Origin of the sequence: Pseudomonas sp. LAMO17WK12:I5, from assembly GCF_900215165.1 — a bacterium.
GTDB lineage: Bacteria > Pseudomonadota > Gammaproteobacteria > Pseudomonadales > Pseudomonadaceae > Aquipseudomonas > Aquipseudomonas putida_A.
This window is the reverse complement of sequence record NZ_OBDS01000001.1, coordinates 339,058-360,564: the sequence shown is the minus strand read 5'-3', so window position 1 is coordinate 360,564 and position 21,507 is coordinate 339,058. Positions and strand designations below refer to the sequence as shown.

Below are 21,507 nucleotides of genomic sequence, written 5' to 3'. Positions count from 1 at the left end.
AATACCTGACGTTACTTGTCCAGTAACGTAACCGGCCGGCAACTTTTAAGTTGCCCGGCCGGGCTTTTACTTCCGGTAATCAGAGTATTAATCCATGTATCCGATGACGCCCATCGCGGCTGCGCTTGCCTTGCTTTTGAGCAGCAGCGTACTGGCGGCGCCGCCTCCAGTCGATAATACCCCGCGAAGTTTGCTGGCTCAGGCGAAAGGTCTTCCGGCAGACTTTGAAGAGCATTTCTTTGATGTGCCTTTGGCGGTTCGTGTCGAACTTGATCAACAACCGCTGGGCGAGGCAATGATTATATTGTCGCGCGATGATCGCATTACCTTGCTCGACTTCACCGACACCAGTGACAGTCGTATCAGTGCCGCCGAGCGTGAAACCTGGGCCAGTCTCCTCAAATCCGGCGTAGCGCTTGGCAACTGCAGCGGGCAATGCCCCGAGCAACTGCTGGCGGTGCATTACAACCTGGAAAATTCACTGCTCTCGATCGCCACCGAAAACGCCGAGCGCGATCTGCAGACGCAACGCTTCCATGAGCAGCCCGAGGGGGGCAGCAGCGGTCTGATGCTGCGTAATCAGCTGAACCTCAATGGCGGCCAGAACCAGGATCTGGGCGGACGTTTCGGTCTGGAAGCCAGTGCCAGTCTCGGCAACTGGAGCCAGGCCTTCAATATGCAACTGGCGCGCCTCGGCGGGCCGGACACCAAGACCTATCATGCGGTACACGAGCTCTACACCCAGCGCGAACTGCAGGGCAGTTTTTTCCGCCTGGGCTATTTCACCCCCAATTCCGAAGGCCTGACCCGCCAACCCCGGTCGTTCGGCACCAGCCCGGACACGGCGGTGGGCGTGATGTATGGCAGCTCCGACAGCCTGGCGGTCGACAGCCCGCGGCCCAGCGTCTACCCGATTTTCGTCACGGCCAATCGCCAGGCGTCGGTGGAGATCTATCGCGATGGCCTGTTGATCAACACGCAAGCCGTGCCGGCCGGTTTACAGACGCTGGATACCCGGCCCTTGCCCGGTGGCATCTACGAAGTCGAAGTGCGCCTGATCGAGGATGGCCAGACCACCGCGACCACACAGGAGCTGGTCTACAAACCGGTGAACTGGCAAAACCTCGACCAGCGCTGGCGCTATAACGTGTTCGCCGGGCAGGAAAGCAAACTGCTGAGCAATTGGGAGGAACAGCAAAGCGGTGATCTCACTGCCGGCGCCGCGCTCAACTACCTGCTGCACCCACGCGTGATCCTTGGCCTGTCGGCGCGTCAGGTACGCGATACCTTGCAGTACGGCACTTCGATCGACTGGAGCCTGGCCGACAGCATCAGCCTCTTCGCCAACCTCTATCAGACCGAAGACCATGGCACCGGCGCCGATGTGCAGGGCCTGTACAACTATGGCGCCGGCAGCCTGGTGGTCAGCCACAACCGCAGCTGGCTCGATACCCGCAACACTTACGACACGCTACCCGACGGCACTCGCGTGCGTCAGCGCAATGTGTTCACCGGCGAAACCAGCAACTCGTCGCTGGCGCTCAACCATCGCATCAGCCGCAAGGATTCGCTGAGTGCGCGGGTCTCGCACAGCACCGGCAACGTCGAAGGCGTGGGCATGGACCTGGGCTGGACGCAACGCACCGAGCTGTTTGGCAGCGATGCCAACTGGCGGCTGTCGCTGTTCGACCGGCCGGGCAGCTACAGCAGTGGCGAGGCGCGTAATCGCGGGATCGACCTGAGCATCAACATGGCGCTGGGCGGGCCGGGGCAGCAGGTTTCCGGCAGCATCGGCAGCCGCACCGCCCGCGATGGCGGGCGCGACAACAATGGCTCGATCGGCTATCGCAAGGATCTGCAGAATCACATTCTGCAAAGCGTTTCGGTCACGGCGCTGACCGACACCTACGGCGTCGGTCTTTCGAGCCTGGCCAACTTCCGTACCGACTGGGTCAATGGCGACGGCTTCGTGCAGCGCTCGTCCTATAACGGCAACTTCACCGGTGGCGTGAACCTCGACAGCAGCGTGATCGTCGGCGGTCAGCAACTGGTCATGACCAGCCAGCATCAGGGCCGTGGCGCCGGAATGATCGTCGATGTCGAGTCGGATATCGCCGACGTCACCCTGCGCGCCGACGACCTCAGCGGCGGCAGTTCAGCGCTGCGGCCGGGGCGTAATTTCATTCCGCTCACGGCGTACCGCAACAGTTCGGTGGGCTTCGATTTCGAAGGCAATCACGTTCCGGCCGCCAACATCGAACCATCTCGCGCCCGCTATCACCTGAACAAGGGCGGCGTGGAGTACCGCAAGGTGCGGGTGATGAAAACCGTCACCGTACTCGGACGCCTGCTCGACCCGCAGGGCCAGCCGCTCAAAGGCCACCACGTAATCAATCACGCCAGCCGCGGGGTCAGCGAAGTCGACGGGTTTTTCTCGATGGAAATGCACGCCGGCTCACCGACCCTCGAAGTGCGCTACGCCGATCAACTGCTGTGCCAGTTCCGGCTCGACCCCGACCAACACCGTAGCGAAAACAACGTGCTGATGATCGGCGATTTGCGCTGCTCGCCGGACACGTTGGCCGACGTCACCCAAAAGGCCCACACCGCGGGTTGATGCGGCCTGCTTCAGGAGATTTGCAGACATGAACGTCTCACCCTTGGCTACATACCTGCGTCGCGGGCTGGCCGCTGTTGTGCTGGTTGCCGGCACGGTATCTGCGGCTCACGCCGAACAGGTGTCGATCACCGCCGAGTTCAAGCCGGACTCTTCTTATCCGCACCGCAACAAGTTCCAGAACACCACGCCTTCCAGTGGTTACTGCACCTACGATCCGGCGCAGTGCGAGCAGCACGAAATATTCAGCTTGCAGGTGCCGATTCAGTTCAACGCTCGTGCGCCGATTGCGGCGAATCATCCTTCGCCGCGGCAAGGGGCAACGTTTCAGGTACCCGTGCAGTGGCGTGAGCTGACGGTCTATCACGAGACCACCCGCGAGCCAAAAATCGTCAAGGTGCGGATCGTCGGTATCGGTTCGCGCTATGTGACCGACAAGGTGATGAAACTGGTGGAGGGCGCCGAAGACGATCGGAGCGCCCACAACCTGTTGTGGGGCTTGAGTTGGGTCTATGCTCCGGCGCCCTGTCAGTACAGCGGTGTGGGTTGGTTCTCCCCCGATTCATACTCGTTTTTCTGGAAAACGCCAGCGGCCGCTGCCTGCACCAAACAGGCGAAGTTCGATGTGCCGTGGCTGCGTCTGGAACACCTCGATTTTGCCTATGAACTGGTCACCCCCGACCCGCTGGGCATGTCGTCGGGGGACTACAGCGGTTCGCTGACCTACAGCGTCGGGCCGAATGCGGATTTCGATTTTGGCGATGTGATGTTGCCGTCGAGTTCGTCTCTGACCTTGAATTTCAATCTGAATGTACAGCACACCCTCAAGGTCGAAATTCCTCCCGGTGGCGAGAAAGTCCGCCTGGTTCCCAACGGTGGCTGGCAGAGCTGGCTGCAGGCCGGACGGCGGCCGGTCAGCCTGTTTCGCGACCAGACTTTCAACATCTCGGCGTCATCGCGTTTCAAGATGCTGATCAATTGCGGTCCCGGAGTAGGTGCCGAGTGCGGATTGCAGGACAGTAATAATTACCGTCGAGTCGAGCTGCACGTCAGCGTCAGCATGCCCAATGGCATTACCGATCTTGCCGGCCAGCCGGTGAGGCGCATGCCGTTGAAGCCCGGAGTTGGGAGTGCCCTGTATTTCAAACCGGGTTTTTATGTGGATCGAGCCCCGGGAACCCTGCATTTTGAAGTGCCGCCGCATTCGATGGCAGAGATGCTGCAGCCCGGCGTGAGCGACAGCTATTCCGGCACTGTCATTGTGATCTGGGATTCGGATATCTGATGGGCCATTCAGTGATGAGTCGAGTCGGCATTGTGTTCAACGACCAAGGAATCAAGGTGATGAAACGTCTGGTGTTATTGATGGTTTTGAGCGGGCTGCCCTTTGCCCTGCAGGCCGGCCCGCAGATCAATGTCGGGACGGTCTACGACTACCTCGACGGTGACAAGAGCACTTACCTGAAACGGGTATTCAACAGCGGCGACAGCACTGCATTCGTCAAGGTCAACATCCTCGAAATCCTCTACGACGCCGACGGCACCTCGCGGGAAATCGAGGTCAGGAGCCAGGCCGACATGAGCAGTCGAGACGGCCTGATGGCCAGCCCCGCGCGGCTGATCGTGCCGGCCAACGGCATGCAGGGTACGCGTCTGTTGATGATGGGCGAGCGTGACCGGGAGCGCTATTTCCGCGTGCGGTTCATCCCCGTTGTCCCGGAAAAGGAAGACGAATTCGCCGTGTCCGCCGAAGAGCGTGAGCAATACAAAACCACGCTGTCGGCCGGGGTCAACGTCATGACCGGTTTCGGTACGGTGTTCTTTGTGCGCCCGAAAAGCAGTCGCTTCGACAGCGTGATCGAAGACACCCCGGCCACGTATCGAGTGCGCAATAACGGCAACACCGTGGTGCTGATCGACGAGTTCCGCAATTGTGCGCTGAAAGACGAAACCGCCTGCCAGCCAACCACCAAACACCACATCCGCGCAGGCAACAGTTTCGAGTTCGACAAGCAGGCCGGACGTGAATACCGCTTCAATCTGGTGGAAGGCGACAGCAAGAAGTCCCTGCGCGTAGCCGGCCAATCATCAGGGGGGGCCTGAAATGATCAAGCCATCGTTGATGATCCTGTGCGCGGGCGTGCTGACCCTGTTCAGCGCAGAATCGTTTGCGGCACGCGAAGAGCATCGGTTCGAGGTGTCGGTGGATATTCCGACGCTGGGTTTTTATGTGATACCGGCCGAAACGGACTGGATTCATCGTGCGCAGATTCTGCCGTGGAATATCAGCACCAAGAGCCTCGGCGGATTGCGCAAACACTTCGACCTCAGGCACGACACCAGTGCCATCGAGGCCCGCCTGGAGAACGCAGCGTTTCTGTCCAATGGTCGCGAGGAGCAGAACATTTATCTGCGCGTCAGTTTCGCCGATACCGTGCTGACTCACGAGACGCCGCGTCAGGTGGTTTCTGCAGAGCAGGCCAGGGCCGGCGGGCGTTACGCGCTGGAGATCCAGCCGATCACGCCCGCCGGCGGCTACAAACCGGGGAATTACTATGGCAACGTGCACCTGATCTTCAATGCGGCGGCGCCCTGAGGTTGCCCGGTCTGCCCGATGTGCAACGGGCAGACCGGCGCACCGTTATCAAAGCCCGGCGCGGGTCAAGGCTTCACGGGTCAGGCGACGCGCGAGCTCTTTTTCGTCATCCGCCAGATCGACCAGCAGCCGCTCGAACAGCGTGTCGCTGATCGGTTCTTCATTGAACACCACGGTTGCCGGCGCCGGCAGATCGTTCATCAACGTCTTGAGCTGTTCGCGCAGGGCTGCGCGTTCCTCGGCCACGGTCGATTGCACCCACTGGCGCTGGATTTCGCGCAGCGATTCAAGGGCTTCGTAGCGGTGTTGGAACAGACGCTTGTTGCTTTCCAGGCGCACGGGATAGCGCTCGCTCAGGTACTCTTTCCAGAAGTCGAGCTCGAGCATCTGGTTGACCAGGCCATCGCCTTCTCCCAGCGCCAGTACCGTGTCGTAGGCCCGATCGATCATCGCGTCAGTGACGCCGGACACCGCCCGGTACAGCATGCCCTCGGACTGCCAGGGCAGGCCGAGACGTTTGGCCAGGCCGGTCTGGTAGGCCAGAAAAACCTCCACGTCGTCGGGGTTGCCGCCCCGGCTGGCGACATCGGCCCGGGCGATTTCGTTGACCTGTTCCAGGCGCGCCGCGCCTTTGGCCAGCGTCACCAGCTTCAGTTCCAGTTCCTTCGGCTCGACCGAATAGGCATGCGCCTCGTAGGCCAGCACGTTCACCCCCATGTGGTTGAACAGCTGCGCACCGGCATCGGCGCAGTCCACCGGCGCCACCACCATGGTGAACAGTTTTTCGCGCAAGCGGCTGTCGACGTGCACGGCGTCGAGCATGCGCCAGACGCGTTGCATTAACTGCTCGCGCGCCGTTCCGCCAGCGCGGAAATCGGCAAACTCACGCACGCTGAGCAACGTCGCCATGAACGGTGCGGCCAAGGGGTCTTCCACCAGCTCTGTCCACGGTGTTTCGCGATCAATGCCCCAGCCCGGCACGTCGGACCAGTAGTCGGCGCCATAGTTGGAGATGATCGAGGTGCCCGGGATGGCGACCGGCATGATCGGCTCCGGTGGCAGTGCCATCGAACGGCGACTGTCCTGGTAACGCAACTGGTTGAGGTCCGACAGGGCGGCGACGTCCAGACGCGTGCGCGCCACCAGCCATTGCGCATCGGAACCGCTCGGTACGTCGGGGATTACCGTCAGCGGGTTGCCGCGCAGATCGAGCAGCAAACCGCGTGGCCGTGGCTTGGCCAGAATGCCGTCCGGCCAGGTGGTCAGGCCGGTGTTCTTCAGCGCCACCACTTTGAGGCGCGGCATGCGTGACAGATCAGGCGACAGCCCCAGCGGGTTGTCGTCCATTCTCAGCACTTCGAGGTAGGTCAGGCTGCCCAGCCGTTCGACGGCGGCGCGGTCCAGCACAATGTGGTTGTTGTTCAGGCGCAGACGTTCGAGGCGGCGCATTGTGGTTCCGATGCGGTCCGGCAAGCGCGTCAGCTCGCAGTATTTGGCGCTCAGCTCGACCACGTTCGGAAAGTCTTTGAGCAGGCCGTTGGCGTCGGGGGAAAACCGCGCGTTGTCGAGATTGAGCAGCGTGACCTTGTCGAGAAACTTCTTCAGCGGTGGACGTTTCGCCCACCAGGTTTCCAGATTCGTGGAGAGCAGTTCCCGCGACAGGTCCAGCGCATAGGCCGACGGATCGGCGCGGTTGCCCAGGTGCGCGTTCTTGCGTTCGAAGCAGTCCAGCAGACTTTCGTAGATATGCAGCCCGCCACCGTCACGGAACCCCTGACTGCCCGGCCCCCAGCTCTCCGGTTGCTGATAGCGCCAGCGATGGACGATGACCCGCAGTTCATCGAGTTCATCTTCATGTGCCTCGATGGCCTTGAGCGGCTCGCCGCGTTCGGTCAGGGCATTGGCAAACGCTTCGACCTCGCTCGGGCTGAAATGCGGATGCAGATCCTGGATGCGTTGCTCCAGCGTGGCGGCATTGCGGCTCAGGCCCGGGCCGCGCACCAGAAACAGGGTGTTGTATTCAGCGATCGGGCGGATCGGCGGACTGGCGAGTAGCGTGCGCCGCTCGCTGGGGGCCTGGGTTCTGGCGATGATCCACTGCTTGAACGGTTCGATGTCGTCGGTTCGATACCCCAGGGCACTGCGGCCATCGTGATTGATCGCCTGCAGGATTGCCTCGTACAGGCCACTGGCAGGGTGGATCGGCAGGTCCGCGCCATCGCGCACTTGATAGCGATCGGCAGCGACCCGCACCAGCACCCGGACGCGCTCGGCGACCGCGGCACCGGCTTCGCAACGCAACTCGCCATCGAACGTGCCTTCACGGATTTCAATCCGCAGCGCCCCGAAGGTATCGCTGTAATGCCGCAGCGCGCCGAGGATCAGCCGTTCGCTGTCGATATTGCTCAGGGCTTCCTGCTGCAGACCTTGGGCCGCACGTACTGACTGCAATTCAAACTGCACCTCGCGGGCGGTAGTGCGCAAACGCAAGGGCAGACGGCGTTGCGTCGTGGCTTGCTGCTGTTCCAGCGGCCGGGCATGGGACACCACCCGTTCGGCGAGAACCGGCGTCAACTGTGGACAATCCACCATCACCTGGCTGGCCGCCGGCGACAGTGGCGCGTCGGGCTGCACCGGCCGCGCCGGGCCAAGTCGATCCAGCGTATCGCTGAGCAATGGCGGCGGCGGGGTGTTGTCGACGTGCATGCGGCGCAGCATGTCCTCGTCGGTGCCGGTCAGCAGGCGCATGTGCTCCAGTTGCGCGTCGCTGAAACCATCGGTGCGATGGCCGATGCGTCGCATCAGTTTTGGTCCGTCCCACAGACGCGGGTTTTCCGTTTCACAGACCCAGGCCCCGTCGGCGTTGTGCGCAAGCGTCGGTGCGTAGGCCCGGGGACGTCGCGGATGGCGCAGGCGGTGTTTCCCGGAAGCCGGATCCTTGGTCACCTCGAACAGGTGTTGATCCAGGCGCAACAGGTGTTTGTCCCCCAGCGTATGAACGCCGTGCGCATCGGGGCGGGCCGGGCTCGGCAGGGTCTGTTCCGGCAGGCGATAGGGCGCCAGATCCGGATTCCACAGGCGGGTCTGGCCATCGGCCAACTGCACCGGTTTCAGGCCTTCGACAAACGACGACAGCTTGACCCGTGCGACACGTCCCAGGCTGGCGCCAGCGGCGAAGGCGCCGAGCTGGACGATGCTTTGCAGCACGCCAATGGCTTGCTCACCCGCTTCGGCCAAATGCCCTTCGGCCATGTCGACGATGCCTTCAAAGACGCCGTCGAGCAGTTGATACGTGGTGTAGGCCAGCATCAATTCGCCGAGCCCCGGCACCAGCGGGGTCACCACCAGCAGCGCCACGTTGAAAATATCCGAGAGGATTTTCCCTAGGTTGTCCCACCAGGCCCAACGGGCCATGCGGTCGGCATACTCGGTGGAAATGGTGATCTCCCGGGCGTCATTGAAAATCTTGTTGAGCTTCTGCTGATGGAAGTAAGCCCAGAGACTGCCGGTGTAGCGGGTATCGCGGTCGTCCTGGACTTTCGTCAGGCGAAAGCGCAGGTCGGGGTGATCCACAGGCGTTTCGCGCCAACTGGGCAGGTGGGTTCCCGGCGGTACGGCGTGCCATTTCACGGTGCTCAGGCGGGCGTTCAAGCCTGCAAAAAAATGCCCGCGCTGCTGATGGTTGACGAACTGGCTGAAAAACCGCTGATAGCTGCCGGTAGCGTCGCGGTCACGCAGTTGCCGCGTCAGTTCCGCCATGAAGTCCAGCGCCGAGGGGTATTGTTTGAGCGGGTGTTCCGGGTCATGGGGCACATAGGCAATCACCGGGACCGGGGCGTTGGCGGTGTCCACGTCGGGGGCGATGAGGGTGATACCGGTCAGCGCCGTATCCATCATGGCGAGGTTGTAGTAGTTGATGGCACGCCCGCGCCAGCGCAGGTTGCGCCGGTCATCGAGCATGCCCTGAATGACCTCGTAGGCGTCGCGGTCAATGTCCTTTTTTGCCAGAGCCAACTGGGCACAGACGCTCAATGTACTTTTTTGACTGAAGATGACCCGGTACTGCAAAACCTGGCGGGCCACACGGTTGCCCGAGCGCAGAAAATCATTGAGATGCTGCTCGTATCGGGCGCCGATATTCAGCTCGCGGCACAGTGACTTGAACTGCTCGATACTCACTTTGTGCTTGAGCGGCCTGACCGTGAAGTGGCCGTTGGCATCGGGGCGGGTAATGAACTCCGAGGCCGGGCTGAACGCTTCATCGCGGGAGAAATTATGCAATGCAGCGTCGAGCAGCGAGACGGTCCGGCTGGTGGTTGCACCGGCAAAGTCATGGGCCCACCACGCGCTGTTGACGGGGGCGTACAGGCGCAGCCAGGTGTTCTCGACGTCGTCTTCGACACCGAAGCGCTGTTGCAGTGCCTGCTGTAATAACGGTTTGGCGAAGGCGTAGACGTCTTGCAGACTGCTCAAGGCCTTGTCCACGTCGTTTTGTGCTTTCCAGGCATTTTGCATCTGCTGTTGCAGACGCCGATGTTCGGCGTCCGATACCTCTTGATACCAGGCCGGCAGTTTCAGTCGGTGCAGCTGCAATTCATTGACCCGCTTTGCTGAGCTTGCGCGCAGCCAGGCCGGGATGGCTTTTTCGATCGTCTGATAATGAACACTGACATCCGGTGAGACGAGGTGCGCCGTGCGTGGCGGTTGCCCCTGCGGGGAAAGGGTGGGCATTGCTGGATCGTCCTTGATCAAAAATGGAACGATCAGCCTAGGCAAGGACAGTGGGTGAAAAAAGCGCAAATACCCGGTTGAAAGCGCCGGGGTTACGCGCGGAGGCTTCGAAAAACACGGAGTGAAAAATACACAGTTACCACCACGCCACGCTGCTTTCGTGGCTTAGCGGGCGGCGGTGACCTCCGGCGCCTGGCACATCGTGTGTGTGCCCGGTTGCAGGTACGGCGAAAGGATCGGCGCCATGCCCTTGAGCACTTGCACCGGCAGCGCCGAGGTGAACTTGAAGTTCTCCGCCGAGCGCCCAGGGACGAACGCGGTGAGCGTACCGAAGTGGTTGTTGCCGATGTAGAACACGAAGGTCGCGGTACGGTTGATCGACTTCGAACTGAGGATCCGCCCGCCGGAGCCGATGGCTTCGATGCGGTTGTCGCCGGTGCCGGTCTTGCCGCCCATCACCAGCGGGGTGCCGTCGGCGGTTTTGAAACTGCCGGACACCCGTTTCGCCGTACCCGAGTCCACCACTTGTGAAAGAGCCTCGCGCATCGCTGTGGCGACCTCCGATGGCATCACCCGTTTGCCCACATGCGGGTCGTTGGTCAGACGCGTTTCATACGGGGTGTCTGCAGCAAAGTGCAGGCTGTCGATGCGCAGGGTCGGCATGCGCACGCCGTCGTTGAGGATGGTGCCGATCAGTTCGGCGAGCGCCGCCGGGCGGTCGCCGGAGCTGCCGATGGCGGTGGCCAGCGACGGCACCAGATGGTCGAACGGATAGCCGACTTTCTGCCAGCGCTGGTGGATTTCCAGGAACGCTTCGATCTCGAGCATGGTGCGGATGCGGCTGTCGCGGGCGCCCTTGTGCTTGCTCTTGAACAGCCAGCTATAGACTTCCTGACGCTCGAACTGGCTGGCCTTGACCACCTGGCTGAAGGTGGCGTCCGGGTTGTGCAGCAGATAGCCCATCAACCACAGGTCCAGTGGGTGGACCTTGGCGATGAAGCCCTGATCCGGCAGATCGTAGGTGCCCGGGCCGTAGGCGTCGTACAACCGGATCAGGCGATCGTCGGTGAGTTTCTCGGTGAGCTTGGCGCCTTTGAGGTGTGCGCGGACGAAGCTGTTGAAATCTTCCTGACTGGCATTGGGCAGCAGATAACGATGCACGGCGGCCATGCGGATCGGGGTCGGGCGCATGCTGTCGAGGAAGGTGTCGAGGCGCGCCTGGGTGTCCTTGTTCTTGTACTTCTTCCAGAACTTGAGCAGGAACGAGGTGCCTTCGCGGTCAGCGAAACTGGCCAGGTATTCCTGACGTCGCGGATCGCGGTCGTCTTTGAGCAGTTCGGCGCTGCTGTTGGGGCCGGAGTAGGTGACGTAGCGCACCACGTCGCGCATCAGGCGAATGAATGGCAGGTTGATCGACTCGCGCAGCGCATCGCGCAGAGTCGGCAGGCGGCCGTTGTCTTCCTTGCGAAAGTTGTGGAACACATGCAGGCCGCCACCGGTGAAAAACGCCTCGCCGGGGCTGGCCGAATATTTGCGGTCGAGCGCGGCGCCGAGCATTTTCGACAGATCGTGATCCTTGTTCTGGATCAGGTAGTCGATCACCCATTGGCTGAGGCGGTCCTGATCCGGCACTTCGACCTTCTTCAGTTCCGGCACGCTCATGGCGCCGTACTTGTCGTGCAGTTCGGAGATGATCTGCAGGTAGGTCGTCAGCACGCGCATCTTCGCCGTCGAGCCGAGCTCCAGCTTGCTGCCCTCGTTGATGTCGAACGGCTGGTCGGTGCTGTCGGTCTGCACGCGCACCCGCGAGCCGTCCGGGGTCAGTTCGAACAGGGTGAAGCTGTAGCGCACCTGAGTGGTGCTGGTGGGGGTGAGCAGGCGTTCGCCAATCAGGCCGATCTGCCCGGCAAACGTGGGGTCGGCGAGTTTTTTCAGGTAATCGGTGGCCTGGGTCTGCAACTCGCCCTGCAAGGTGCTGGTGGCTGAGAGGTCGAGGCGATCAAGGTCGTACAGCGGACGGTTGAGCATACTCGCCAGACGGCTGCGGGCGACGCTGATGCCCTTGTTGGTTTCGATCGGCTGAAGGGTCGGCTGGGTCTGCCAGTCGCGGTAAGTGACCTTGCTCGCCAGTGCGGCATCGGCCAGCGCGCTGTCGATCACGCCGCCCTGTTTGAGCAGGCGCAAGTGGCTGTCGGTGAGGTCGGCGAGTTCTTCGCGGCCTTTGGTCAGGTAATGCGAAGGGCGGCGCTGGGCGATCATCAGCGAGAGCATTTCGCGCAGGGCCAGGCCTTTGTCGGCCATGGTTTTCGCATCGGTGGCCGGGCTGTTCAGCTGTGCATTGGCCTGGTTGAAATCGCTGCCATACCAGACCCGCAAACCTTCGGCCATGCCGTGTACTTCACCGTGCCCCGGCACAGCGGAAAGCGGCACGCTGTTGAGGTAGTCGCGGATAATGTTCTGCCGCGCGCCGAGGGTTTCCGGGCCGGGCTGATAGGCACGCACGCTGGCGGAAATCATCTGACGGATCTTCTCGGCGCCGGACACCGTCAGGCCATCGGGCGAGTGCCGGTACTTCTCCAGTTGCGTCGCCAGGGTGCTGCCGCCCGCCGATTGCCCCGGCAGGTGCAGCAGTTTCGCCACCTGCGACCACGCGGCCATGCCGAAGCGCGGCCAGTCCACCGCCGGGTTGGCCAACGGTTGCTTGGGGTCGAGCAGAAAGCGGTTTTCGATGAACAGCAGACTGCTGACCACCACCGGCGGAATCGCCGCAAAACTCGAATACAGCTGCTGCGGATACTTGTACTGATACAACGGCGCAGCGCGGCAATCGGTGATCGACAGCCCGGCCTGGATCTTTTCCGAATAGGGCACGAACAGGCCCTTGTCGGTGTAGCTCAACAGCGCGGGTGAAAATCGCGTCTGCTCGGTGATCACGTAATTGCGCTTGAGCAGGCGTGGCAGGAATTCATCGAGAGAGCTGTAGCCCAGACGCAGATCGAACGGCCCGTTGCCCGGATAGCGGATCGCTTCGCTGGGGCCGGGCTCCAGCTGATATTTGAGCGAGGCGGCGTACTGGCTCAGCTCCCGGGACTGGAAACGCGAGGTACGCATCTCCTTGCTCGCGGCCAGACCCACCACGATGGCGATAATCAGCAGCAATAACCAGAACGCCTTCCAGCCATGCCGGCTGCGGCGTTTTTTGGGGGGGACAGGCGCTTCATCCACACGTTCAGTCGGAACCACGGCTTTACTCGAATCGGTTTGCCACAAAGCGCCCATAGTCGATTGATCCATTCACGCAGATTGATCGGACTTGACTGAAGCTTAGACGGTGGTTGGTGATGGGGAAAAAAAAGTGCGGGGAAGCCATCTGAACAAAACTGGAGTCGCTGGCTATTTTGAGTGGAGGTTAACTGTGGTGAGGGGATTTATCTGTGGTGAGGGGATTTATCCCCGATGGGGCGCGAAGCGGCCCCTGAACAAGGGGCTACGCATTTTAATAGCTGGGCCTGCTGCGCAGTCCATCGGGGATAAATCCCCTCGCCACAGATAAGTCCCCTCACCACATTCAAATCTCCTGACCACAGATGAATTGACATGATTGAGTTTAGGTAATGGACCTAGAGCCAGCAGGCGTCCCAAAGCGGGTAGTCGCCAATCCGCTCTACCAATCCCGCCCGTAGCGGATTGGCGATGATGTACCGGGCGAATGGTTTCAAGTCCTCACCATCACGGATAGTGCGGTCGTGGAAACCGGTTTGCCACAATCGACCGCGCCGACCGGTTTTCCTGTTAACGGCTTGGGTGCAGCGCGCCTTTACCGCGCCAATGACTGTGCCAAGGTTGTCGCTTTTCAACTGCATCAACCAATGAAAGTGATCAGGCATGACCACCCAGGCGATGGACTCCACTAAGCCTTGTTCATGGGCGTGGCGGAACTCTGTAACCAATAATCGGCCTGTGCGCCAGTCGGAAAATACGGGTTGGCGGTCATATACAACTGAAGTAACGAAATAGGCTCGGTCTGTTTCGGAATGTCGGCCTAAACGAAGACGGTAAGTATTTGGTTTGACTCGCATGTTCGCTCCCTGCGTTCAGTCATCAAGGCCTGAAGGCTAGTGGCGGATTACTTGAGCCGGGTCTGTAAATGCCGTAGGAATTTTCGTTTTTCAGGCGGGGCGGGGAATATTGACGTCACATGTGGCGAGGGGATTTATCCCCGATGGGGCGCGAAGCGGCCCTGACCAAGGGTGATCACATTTTAAGAGCTTGGGCCTGCTGCGCAGTCCATCGGGGATAAATCCCCTCACCACAGAAAGCTTTCAACGCAATAGGCCATATGAACTGAGGAGTACCGGTTTAGAGCTCTTTAATCTTCAAGACCACCAAAGCAGGGCCATGACGGTGCACCATCATCGTGCAATACTCGCCGGGATTTTTTGTGGTGAATATTCCTACGCATATCAGGTAATATCTCTCCGCAAAGCGGCTTTTTGCCGAGACTTCTAGCTGAATGTTGTCACTTATAGAGTGAAAAGCCCTGTGACAAGCTTTCTATACTGCACGCCCCGCTGATCTTGCAGGCAGGGTCCTGCATGACGTGTCTGCCCACGAAGCAGGCGCGGTGTCGGGAAGCTGAGGCCTATCGGTCGAGGCTTCGACACACGGTGGTCATATCCAATAACAAGACGAGGTTGTATCCCTATGCCAGTCGGCAATCACCTGCCCCATGGCGAGACCGCTCACGGCGGCCCGCTTAAACGCGAACTCGGCGAACGGCATATTCGCCTGATGGCACTCGGTGCCTGTATCGGCGTCGGCCTGTTTCTCGGCTCGGCCAAGGCCATTGAAATGGCCGGCCCGGCGATCATGCTGTCGTACATTTTCGGCGGCCTGGCGATCCTGGTGATCATGCGCGCCCTCGGCGAAATGGCCGTGCACAACCCGGTGGCCGGCTCGTTCAGCCGCTACGCCCAGGACTACCTCGGCCCGCTGGCGGGCTTTCTCACCGGCTGGAACTACTGGTTCCTGTGGCTAGTGACCTGCGTCGCGGAAATCACCGCCGTCGCCGTGTACATGGGCATCTGGTTCCCCGATGTACCGCGCTGGATCTGGGCCCTCGCGGCGCTGATCAGCATGGGCTCGATCAACCTCATCGCGGTAAAAGCCTTCGGTGAATTCGAGTTCTGGTTCGCCCTGATCAAGATCGTCACCATCATCGCCATGGTCATCGGCGGCGTCGGCATCATTGCTTTCGGTTTCGGCAACGATGGCGTGGCGCTGGGGATTTCCAACCTGTGGGCCCACGGCGGCTTCATGCCCAACGGCGTGACCGGTGTGCTGATGTCCCTGCAAATGGTCATGTTCGCCTACCTCGGTGTCGAAATGATCGGCCTGACCGCCGGTGAAGCGAAGAACCCGCAGAAGACCATTCCCGATGCGATCGGCTCGGTGTTCTGGCGCATTCTGCTGTTCTACGTCGGCGCGCTGTTCGTGATCCTGTCGATCTACCCGTGGAACGAAATCGGCACCCAGGGCAGCCCGTTCGTGATGACCTTCGAGCGTCTGGGCATCAAGACCGCCGCCGGCATCATCAACTTCGTGGTGATTACTGCGGCGCTGTCGTCGTGCAACGGCGGCATCTTCAGCACCGGGCGTATGCTCTACAGCCTGGCGCAGAACGGCCAGGCTCCGGCCGGGTTCGCCAAGACCTCCAATGGCGTGCCACGCCGCGCGCTGCTGCTGTCGATTTTCGCGCTGCTGATCGGCGTGCTGCTCAACTACCTGGTGCCGGAGAAAGTATTCGTCTGGGTGACGTCGATTGCGACCTTCGGCGCGATCTGGACCTGGGTGATGATCCTGCTGGCGCAACTGAAATTCCGCAAAGGCCTGAGCGCCAGCGAACGTGCCGGCCTGAAATACAAGATGTGGTTGTACCCGGTCAGCTCGTACTTCGCGCTGGCGTTTCTGGTGCTGGTGGTCGGCCTGATGGCGTACTTCCCGGACACCCGCGTGGCGCTATATGTGGGGCCGGTGTTCCTGGTGCTGCTGACCGTGTTGTTCTACGTGTTCAAGCTGCAGCCGACCGGTGAAACGCAGGGTGCGGTGCGTTCGGTTTCGTAAGTCGACAGTACGGTGATACACAAGCCCCGGCCCATTGGTCGGGGCTTTTTTCATGGGCGCTTCAGAAGCTGTAACCGCCGGTCTGAAAGCGCGATAAAAACCTCGAAGCAAGGCTCAAACCTGTATCACTTCGCAAATTTCGCGCGGCATTGAAACGGGGCGCGCACATGAGAACGAGCGCATTTCTCCAACGAGAACTCAGTCAGCGTCAGGTCGCGCTGTTCTTCCTGCTGGCTACCGCGTTGTACGTCCTGCCCCTGATCCTCGCCGACTTCCCGTACATCGACGATAACTGGCGCACGCTGGCCGCCGGCAATGCCTGGGCCGGGCAGGGGCGATTGTTTGCCGACTGGTTTTATCAAGCGCTGACGTTCACCGGCGCCGCGCCGAACATCTTTCCGTTGCCACTGTTGCTCGCCGTCGTAGCGATGAGTCTGGCCCTGACGCGCCTGACCGTTCACTACTTTGCGGAACCGACGCTGGCCTGCTGTCTGGTGCCGTTGCCGCTCTGGTATAACCCGTTCCTGCTGCAGAATCTGTCCTATCAATACGACGGCCCGATCATGGCCCTGAGCATGGTCGCGGCGATCTACGCCATCACGTTCGAAGGTTCATCGCGGGTGCAGCGCTGGCTGGTGCCTGCGGCGTTGCTGGCGCTGGCAATCGGTCTTTATCAGATCAGCTTCAATGTGTTTCTCGGGCTGTGTTGTGTCGAGTTGATCAGGGCTGTTCAGCGGCGAACTCAGTGGCCGGAGATTCTGCGGATGCTGGGCTGGAAACTCGCACAAGCGGGCCTGGGCATCCTGATCTACAGCGCCACGGCGTACCCATTCATGGAAACGTTGCGAAAAACGGATATGTTGAACCTGGACGCCAACCCGCTGTTGCAGATCGGCATCAATTTCGCTCGGATACTGAATAAAGTTGCGCTGTTGTTTCACGGCGGCTACCCGTGGGTTTTCGCTGCGCTGGTGTTGTGTGCGATCGCTGGCAGTGTGCGACTGGTTCAGTGCCGCCCGCACCGTTGGCCAGACTTGCTGCTGTGCTTGCTCACGCTGCCTGTCCTGGCTTTGCTGGTGCCAGGGATCACGCTGCTGTTCCGTGACTTCAATGAGGGCGCGCGCACCCTGATGGGCTTCGGCGTGTTGTTGCTGGGGTTGTTCTATCTGTCTCACGTTGCGTTGGCATCCGCGCACCGTCGCTTGCCCTTGCTGCTGATTATTCCGCTGCTGGCGACACTCTCGCTGTCCTTCGCCTACGGCCGGGTGCTGAGCCTGCAGAAAACCTTCGCCAACAGCGCGCTGTACAGCCTGAGCCACGACATCGCCGCCCATCGCGAGTTGCGTGAAGCCAAGCGGATCTATCTCTCGGTGAGCTACTCCGATCGCTGGCTGGTCAGTGCGACCGGTTCATTCAAACGGCTACCGGTTCTGAAGTATTTGCTCAACGTCGACTACTTCATGCTCGCGGAAAATCTGCCGTCAGCAGGCATTACCAACGTGGTCGCCGAACGCGAGCGGCGCAACGCCACCCGCGTCGGTTATCAGGGGTTTCCAGCGCTGGTGGACAGCCTGTATTACCGGATTTACCTGATTGGCGATTACGGTTTCATCGTCATGAAAGAGCCGCCGCCTCACCGCCTGCTCAGTTGGTGATGAGGCTCAGGCTGCCGCCACTTCCTGCGGCTCAAAGCTGTCCGCCCGCGCCATCTGCCACATCCGCGAATAGAACTCGCCATTCACCTCACCCGTGAGCAATTCCCCCGGTTTCAGAAACACATGCAACTGCGAGAACAGTTTGATCTCGGTCGCCGACATGCGGCGCACCAGGTGCTTGGCCGACAGTTGCGACGGATGCTCAAGGCCTGCGGCGGCGAGCATTTCTGCCAGCGCCTTGAGCGTGTTGCGGTGGAAGTTGTAGACGCGCTGAGCCTTGTCCGGGACGACGAGGGCGCGTTGGCGCAGAGCGTCCTGGGTGGCGACGCCGGTCGGGCATTTGTTGGTGTGGCAGCTTTGCGACTGGATGCAGCCGATGGCGAACATGAAACCGCGTGCCGAGTTGGCCCAGTCGGCGCCGATGGCCAGCACGCTGGCGATGTCGAACGCGCTGACGATCTTGCCGCTGGCGCCGAGTTTGATCTTGTCGCGCAGGTTCAGGCCGACCAGGGTGTTGTGCACGAACAGCAGGCCTTCGCGCATCGGCACGCCGATGTGGTCGGTGAACTCCACGGGCGCTGCGCCGGTGCCGCCTTCCTTGCCGTCGACCACGATGAAGTCCGGCAGGATGCCGGTTTCCAGCATGGCCTTGGCGATGCCCATGAACTCCCACGGGTGCCCGAGGCAGAACTTGAAACCCACCGGTTTGCCGCCGGACAGTTCACGCAGTTGCTGGATGAAATGCATCATTTCAATCGGCGTGGAGAACGCGCTGTGGCGTGACGGCGAGATGCAGTCTTCGCCCATCATGATGCCGCGGGTGTCGGCGATTTCCTGGGTGACCTTGTGCTTGGGCAGGATCCCGCCGTGGCCGGGTTTGGCGCCCTGGCTCATCTTGATTTCGATCATCCGCACCTGCGGATTCTGTGCCTGAGTGGCGAAGCGCTCCGGGTCGAAACGGCCGTCGCTGGTGCGGCAGCCGAAGTAGCCGCTGCCCAGTTCCCAGGTCAGGTCGCCGCCGTGTTCGCGGTGATACGGGCTGATGCTGCCTTCGCCGGTATCGTGGGCGAAGTTGCCGAGCTTGGCGCCCTGATTCAGCGCGCGGATGGCGTTGGCGCTGAGCGAGCCGAAGCTCATCGCCGAGATGTTGAACACCGAGGCCGAATACGGCTGGGTGCACTGCGGGCCGCCGACGGTGACGCGGAAACCGCTCGGGTCGCTCAACGGCGCCGGGCGCATCGAGTGGCCGATGAATTCGAAGCCCGATTGATACACGTCGATCAGCGTGCCGAAGGGTTTGTCGGCGCTTTCATTTTTCGCCCGCGAGTACACCAGCGAACGCTGGGCGCGGGAGAAGGGCAGGGCGTCGCTGTCGGATTCCAGCAGGTACTGGCGGATCTCCGGGCGGATGCCTTCGACCAGATAGCGGATGTTGCCCAGGATCGGGTAGTTGCGGCGCACCGCGTGCGGGCTCTGCAGCAGGTCGAACAGACCAAGCAGGCTCAGTACGCCGGTGACGGCGGTGATCGGCCACAGCCAGTCGTGTTCGAGAAAGGGCAGGCTGGCGAGGGTGAAAATCACGCAGACGGCAAAGAAGGCGTAGCGGCTCAGGAGTGACAGGCTCATACGGTTTCCTTGGTTCGGACTCAATGGTTTGCAAACCTGTGGCAGCAGGCGGGCCTGTTGATGAGATTTATTGTGGTGAGGGGATTTATCCCCGATGGGTGGCGAAGCCGCCCCAAAACCATTCACTGCGGTTTAACTGAAAGACCGCATGCATAGACTTGGGGCTGCTGCGCAGCCCATCGGGGATGAATCCCCTCACCACAGAGAATCTGTCGACACAGGAAAGCATTTCCACGCGTTATCAGGCGTTCTGCGCCTGGAGAAAAATCGAAAACAGCTCCGACTGGGATTTGATCCCCAGCTTGCTGTACATATGTTTCTTATGGACTTTCACGGTTTCTACGGAGATTTCCAGCTTACGGGCGATTTCTTTACTGGAGCAACCGCTGAGCATCAAACGCCCGACATCCAGCTCCCGGGCGGTCAGTTGCGCGCCCTTGAGTTGTTGCACCGACGCTTCCAGTTGCACCCGCCAGTCAGCGGGTGCAGGTGCGGCAGCGAGGGCCACGGTCTGGTTGATCTCGTACGGCAGACGCTGACGCAACAGGCCCAGCACCCACGGCTGGATCAATGACAGCAAGGCAATCTGTTCGCCAGTGAAACGTTTTTCACTGCCCAGCGACAGACACAGCGTGCGCTCGCCTTCGAGTTGGCAATTGAACTGGATTTCGTCGGCGACCACATTCAGACGAAAGTATCGCTGGTAATACTCGGTCAGCTCGAAATGCTCCGGTGCCACCTCGGACAGGCGGTACAGCCCGGTGCGCGACTGCTCGCGGCAGGCGATGTAGAACGGGTCGAGCAGGTACAACCCGCGCAGATAATCCTGAAACAGCGGGTCGGGACTGCCGTCCTCGCCGGGGCATTCGGCGAATACCTGCGGGTGCTGATCGGCACTGAACAGCAGCACCACCCAACTATCGAACGCCACGTACTGGTCGAGCAGACGCACCAGTTGCGCCCAGAAATTCGGCTTGTCCAGCGCGTCGATCAGTTGCCCGACGGCGCGGTGCCAGGTGATGTCATCAAACGAAACGGTCATGGATCTACCCCTATCGGGTTACCCCGGCCGCGTGATTCCCTGGCCGGTTGCTTGCTGCGCATACTGGCCCACAGACAGCCACCGGGCAATCTTTCAGCGCCCGCTGCCCATCACAAGGAATTCTCATGAAAGTCGAACTCGCCCAACTGGCGGGCCGTGACAATGGCACCGCATACAACCTCGAACGCGCCCTCGCGGCGATCGCGGCGTGCGCGGCCGACACGCAATTGATCGTATTCCCGGAAACCCACCTGATGGGCTTCCCGACAGCAGAAACCGTGGCGAAGATCGCCGAGCCGCTGGATGGCCCGACCGTCCGCGCGGTGCTGGCCGCCGCCCGCGAGCGCAACGTCGCCGTGGTGATCGGCATGGCCGAAAGCGACAACGGGCGCTTCTACAACACCACGCTGCTGATCACCCCGGAAGGCATCGCGCTCAAATATCGCAAGACCCACCTCTGGGCTTCGGATCGCGGCGTGTTCGAGCCCGGCGACCGCTATGCCACCTGCGAGTGGAACGGCGTGCGCGTCGGCCTGCTGATCTGCTACGACATCGAGTTTCCCGAATCCGCCCGCGCACTGGCGCAACTGGGTGCCGAATTGCTGATCGTGACCAACGGCAACATGGACCCGTACGCCCCGACTCACCGTACCGCGATCATGGCCCGCGCCCAGGAAAACCAGGCGTTTGCGCTGATGGTCAACCGCGTCGAGGCCGGGGATGACGGTTTGATGTTTGCCGGCGGCAGTGCGCTGGTGGATCCGTTGGGGGAATTGCTGTTCGAAGCGGGGCGGGAAGAGGGGCAGTTCAGCGTCGAGCTGGATTTCGACCGGTTGGTGATTGCGCGCAAGGATTACCGCTACCTGGATGATCAGCGTTTGAAACTGCCGGGGGAGGTGGTGGAGCACGCTTCTGGATTGCGTGAGTTGCTGATTCCTGCGCGCTGATCCGGGTTCTGTGTCGGTCGGGCTGACGCCTTCGCGAGCAAGCCCGCTCCCACAGGGGAATGCGGTCACTGTGGGAGCGGGCTTGCTCGCGAAGAGGCCAGTCCAGACAACACACCTGCTTGATCCAAAAAACAACAAAGCCACACCCGAAATATTCGCCGAACTCGGCT

12 protein-coding genes are annotated in these 21,507 nt (G+C 61.1%); 7 read left to right on the top strand and 5 right to left on the bottom strand.

The window, feature by feature from the left end; translation table 11 throughout:
* The first annotated feature begins 94 nt into the window (after positions 1 to 94).
* The 4 genes from CRO59_RS01585 to CRO59_RS01570 are packed head-to-tail and all read left to right on the top strand — an operon-like array spanning position 95 to position 5,213.
* The gene (locus CRO59_RS01585) at positions 95 to 2,617 is read left to right on the top strand and encodes a CS1-pili formation C-terminal domain-containing protein (RefSeq protein WP_097086100.1); all 2,523 of its coding nucleotides are present in this window, start codon (positions 95 to 97) and stop codon (positions 2,615 to 2,617) included.
* Between the two features lie 28 nt (positions 2,618 to 2,645).
* Positions 2,646 to 3,902 carry a hypothetical protein gene (locus CRO59_RS01580; RefSeq protein ID WP_097086099.1) on the top strand — a complete coding sequence of 419 codons (1,257 nt, stop codon included), beginning with the start codon at positions 2,646 to 2,648 and terminating at the stop codon, positions 3,900 to 3,902.
* Positions 3,903 to 3,961: 59 nt separating this feature from the next.
* A complete protein-coding gene (locus CRO59_RS01575) occupies positions 3,962 to 4,720 on the top strand; it encodes a pilus assembly protein (RefSeq protein WP_097086284.1) in 759 nt (252 codons plus the stop codon).
* A gap of 1 nt (position 4,721) precedes the next feature.
* Entirely contained in the window at positions 4,722 to 5,213 is a 492-nt protein-coding gene (locus CRO59_RS01570) for a CS1 type fimbrial major subunit (RefSeq protein ID WP_097086097.1), read from the top strand.
* A 48-nt stretch (positions 5,214 to 5,261) separates the two neighbouring features.
* Here CRO59_RS01570 and CRO59_RS01565 read toward each other — a convergent pair whose 3' ends face one another.
* The 3 genes from CRO59_RS01565 to CRO59_RS01555 all read right to left on the bottom strand — a co-directional run bounded on the left by CRO59_RS01565 (position 5,262) and on the right by CRO59_RS01555 (position 14,023).
* The gene (locus CRO59_RS01565) at positions 5,262 to 9,944 is read right to left on the bottom strand and encodes an NEL-type E3 ubiquitin ligase domain-containing protein (RefSeq protein ID WP_097086095.1); all 4,683 of its coding nucleotides are present in this window, start codon (positions 9,942 to 9,944) and stop codon (positions 5,262 to 5,264) included.
* A gap of 165 nt (positions 9,945 to 10,109) precedes the next feature.
* Positions 10,110 to 13,223 carry a transglycosylase domain-containing protein gene (locus CRO59_RS01560; RefSeq protein ID WP_097086093.1) on the bottom strand — a complete coding sequence of 1,038 codons (3,114 nt, stop codon included), beginning with the start codon at positions 13,221 to 13,223 and terminating at the stop codon, positions 10,110 to 10,112.
* Positions 13,224 to 13,564: 341 nt separating this feature from the next.
* Positions 13,565 to 14,023: a transposase gene (locus tag CRO59_RS01555; protein ID WP_097086091.1), complete on the bottom strand. Its 459-nt coding sequence runs from the start codon at positions 14,021 to 14,023 to the stop codon at positions 13,565 to 13,567.
* A gap of 625 nt (positions 14,024 to 14,648) precedes the next feature.
* On the opposite strand from CRO59_RS01555, the gene CRO59_RS01550 reads away from it, so the two are divergent.
* Entirely contained in the window at positions 14,649 to 16,067 is a 1,419-nt protein-coding gene (locus tag CRO59_RS01550; RefSeq protein ID WP_097086089.1) for an amino acid permease, read from the top strand.
* Positions 16,068 to 16,234: 167 nt separating this feature from the next.
* Positions 16,235 to 17,722 carry a glucosyltransferase domain-containing protein gene (locus CRO59_RS01545; protein ID WP_097086087.1) on the top strand — a complete coding sequence of 496 codons (1,488 nt, stop codon included), beginning with the start codon at positions 16,235 to 16,237 and terminating at the stop codon, positions 17,720 to 17,722.
* Positions 17,723 to 17,728: 6 nt separating this feature from the next.
* Here the strand turns inward: CRO59_RS01545 and CRO59_RS01540 are convergent, their stop codons facing one another.
* Both CRO59_RS01540 and CRO59_RS01535 read right to left on the bottom strand, forming a co-directional pair.
* Positions 17,729 to 19,348, bottom strand: coding sequence for an FMN-binding glutamate synthase family protein (locus CRO59_RS01540; protein WP_027612095.1), 1,620 nt, complete (start codon positions 19,346 to 19,348; stop codon positions 17,729 to 17,731).
* A 241-nt stretch (positions 19,349 to 19,589) separates the two neighbouring features.
* Entirely contained in the window at positions 19,590 to 20,390 is an 801-nt protein-coding gene (locus CRO59_RS01535; protein ID WP_027612094.1) for a LuxR C-terminal-related transcriptional regulator, read from the bottom strand.
* 125 nt (positions 20,391 to 20,515) lie between these two features.
* Between CRO59_RS01535 and CRO59_RS01530 the strand changes: the two genes are divergently transcribed.
* Entirely contained in the window at positions 20,516 to 21,337 is an 822-nt protein-coding gene (locus CRO59_RS01530) for a carbon-nitrogen hydrolase family protein (RefSeq protein ID WP_097086085.1), read from the top strand.
* The last annotated feature ends 170 nt before the right edge of the window (positions 21,338 to 21,507 follow it).

What these genes read in the sequence shown, in the direction of transcription:
- CRO59_RS01545 (WP_097086087.1), top strand. Translation starts at nt 16,235, where the DNA reads ATGAGAACGAGCGCATTTCTCCAACGAGAACTCAGTCAGCGTCAGGTC.
- CRO59_RS01550 (WP_097086089.1), top strand. Translation starts at nt 14,649, where the DNA reads ATGCCAGTCGGCAATCACCTGCCCCATGGCGAGACCGCTCACGGCGGC.
- CRO59_RS01575 (WP_097086284.1), top strand. Translation starts at nt 3,962, where the DNA reads ATGAAACGTCTGGTGTTATTGATGGTTTTGAGCGGGCTGCCCTTTGCC.
- CRO59_RS01570 (WP_097086097.1), top strand. Translation starts at nt 4,722, where the DNA reads ATGATCAAGCCATCGTTGATGATCCTGTGCGCGGGCGTGCTGACCCTG.
- CRO59_RS01530 (WP_097086085.1), top strand. Translation starts at nt 20,516, where the DNA reads ATGAAAGTCGAACTCGCCCAACTGGCGGGCCGTGACAATGGCACCGCA.
- CRO59_RS01540 (WP_027612095.1), bottom strand. Translation starts at nt 19,348, where the DNA reads ATGAGCCTGTCACTCCTGAGCCGCTACGCCTTCTTTGCCGTCTGCGTG.
- CRO59_RS01560 (WP_097086093.1), bottom strand. Translation starts at nt 13,223, where the DNA reads ATGGGCGCTTTGTGGCAAACCGATTCGAGTAAAGCCGTGGTTCCGACT.
- CRO59_RS01585 (WP_097086100.1), top strand. Translation starts at nt 95, where the DNA reads ATGTATCCGATGACGCCCATCGCGGCTGCGCTTGCCTTGCTTTTGAGC.
- CRO59_RS01580 (WP_097086099.1), top strand. Translation starts at nt 2,646, where the DNA reads ATGAACGTCTCACCCTTGGCTACATACCTGCGTCGCGGGCTGGCCGCT.
- CRO59_RS01535 (WP_027612094.1), bottom strand. Translation starts at nt 20,390, where the DNA reads ATGACCGTTTCGTTTGATGACATCACCTGGCACCGCGCCGTCGGGCAA.
- CRO59_RS01555 (WP_097086091.1), bottom strand. Translation starts at nt 14,023, where the DNA reads ATGCGAGTCAAACCAAATACTTACCGTCTTCGTTTAGGCCGACATTCC.
- CRO59_RS01565 (WP_097086095.1), bottom strand. Translation starts at nt 9,944, where the DNA reads ATGCCCACCCTTTCCCCGCAGGGGCAACCGCCACGCACGGCGCACCTC.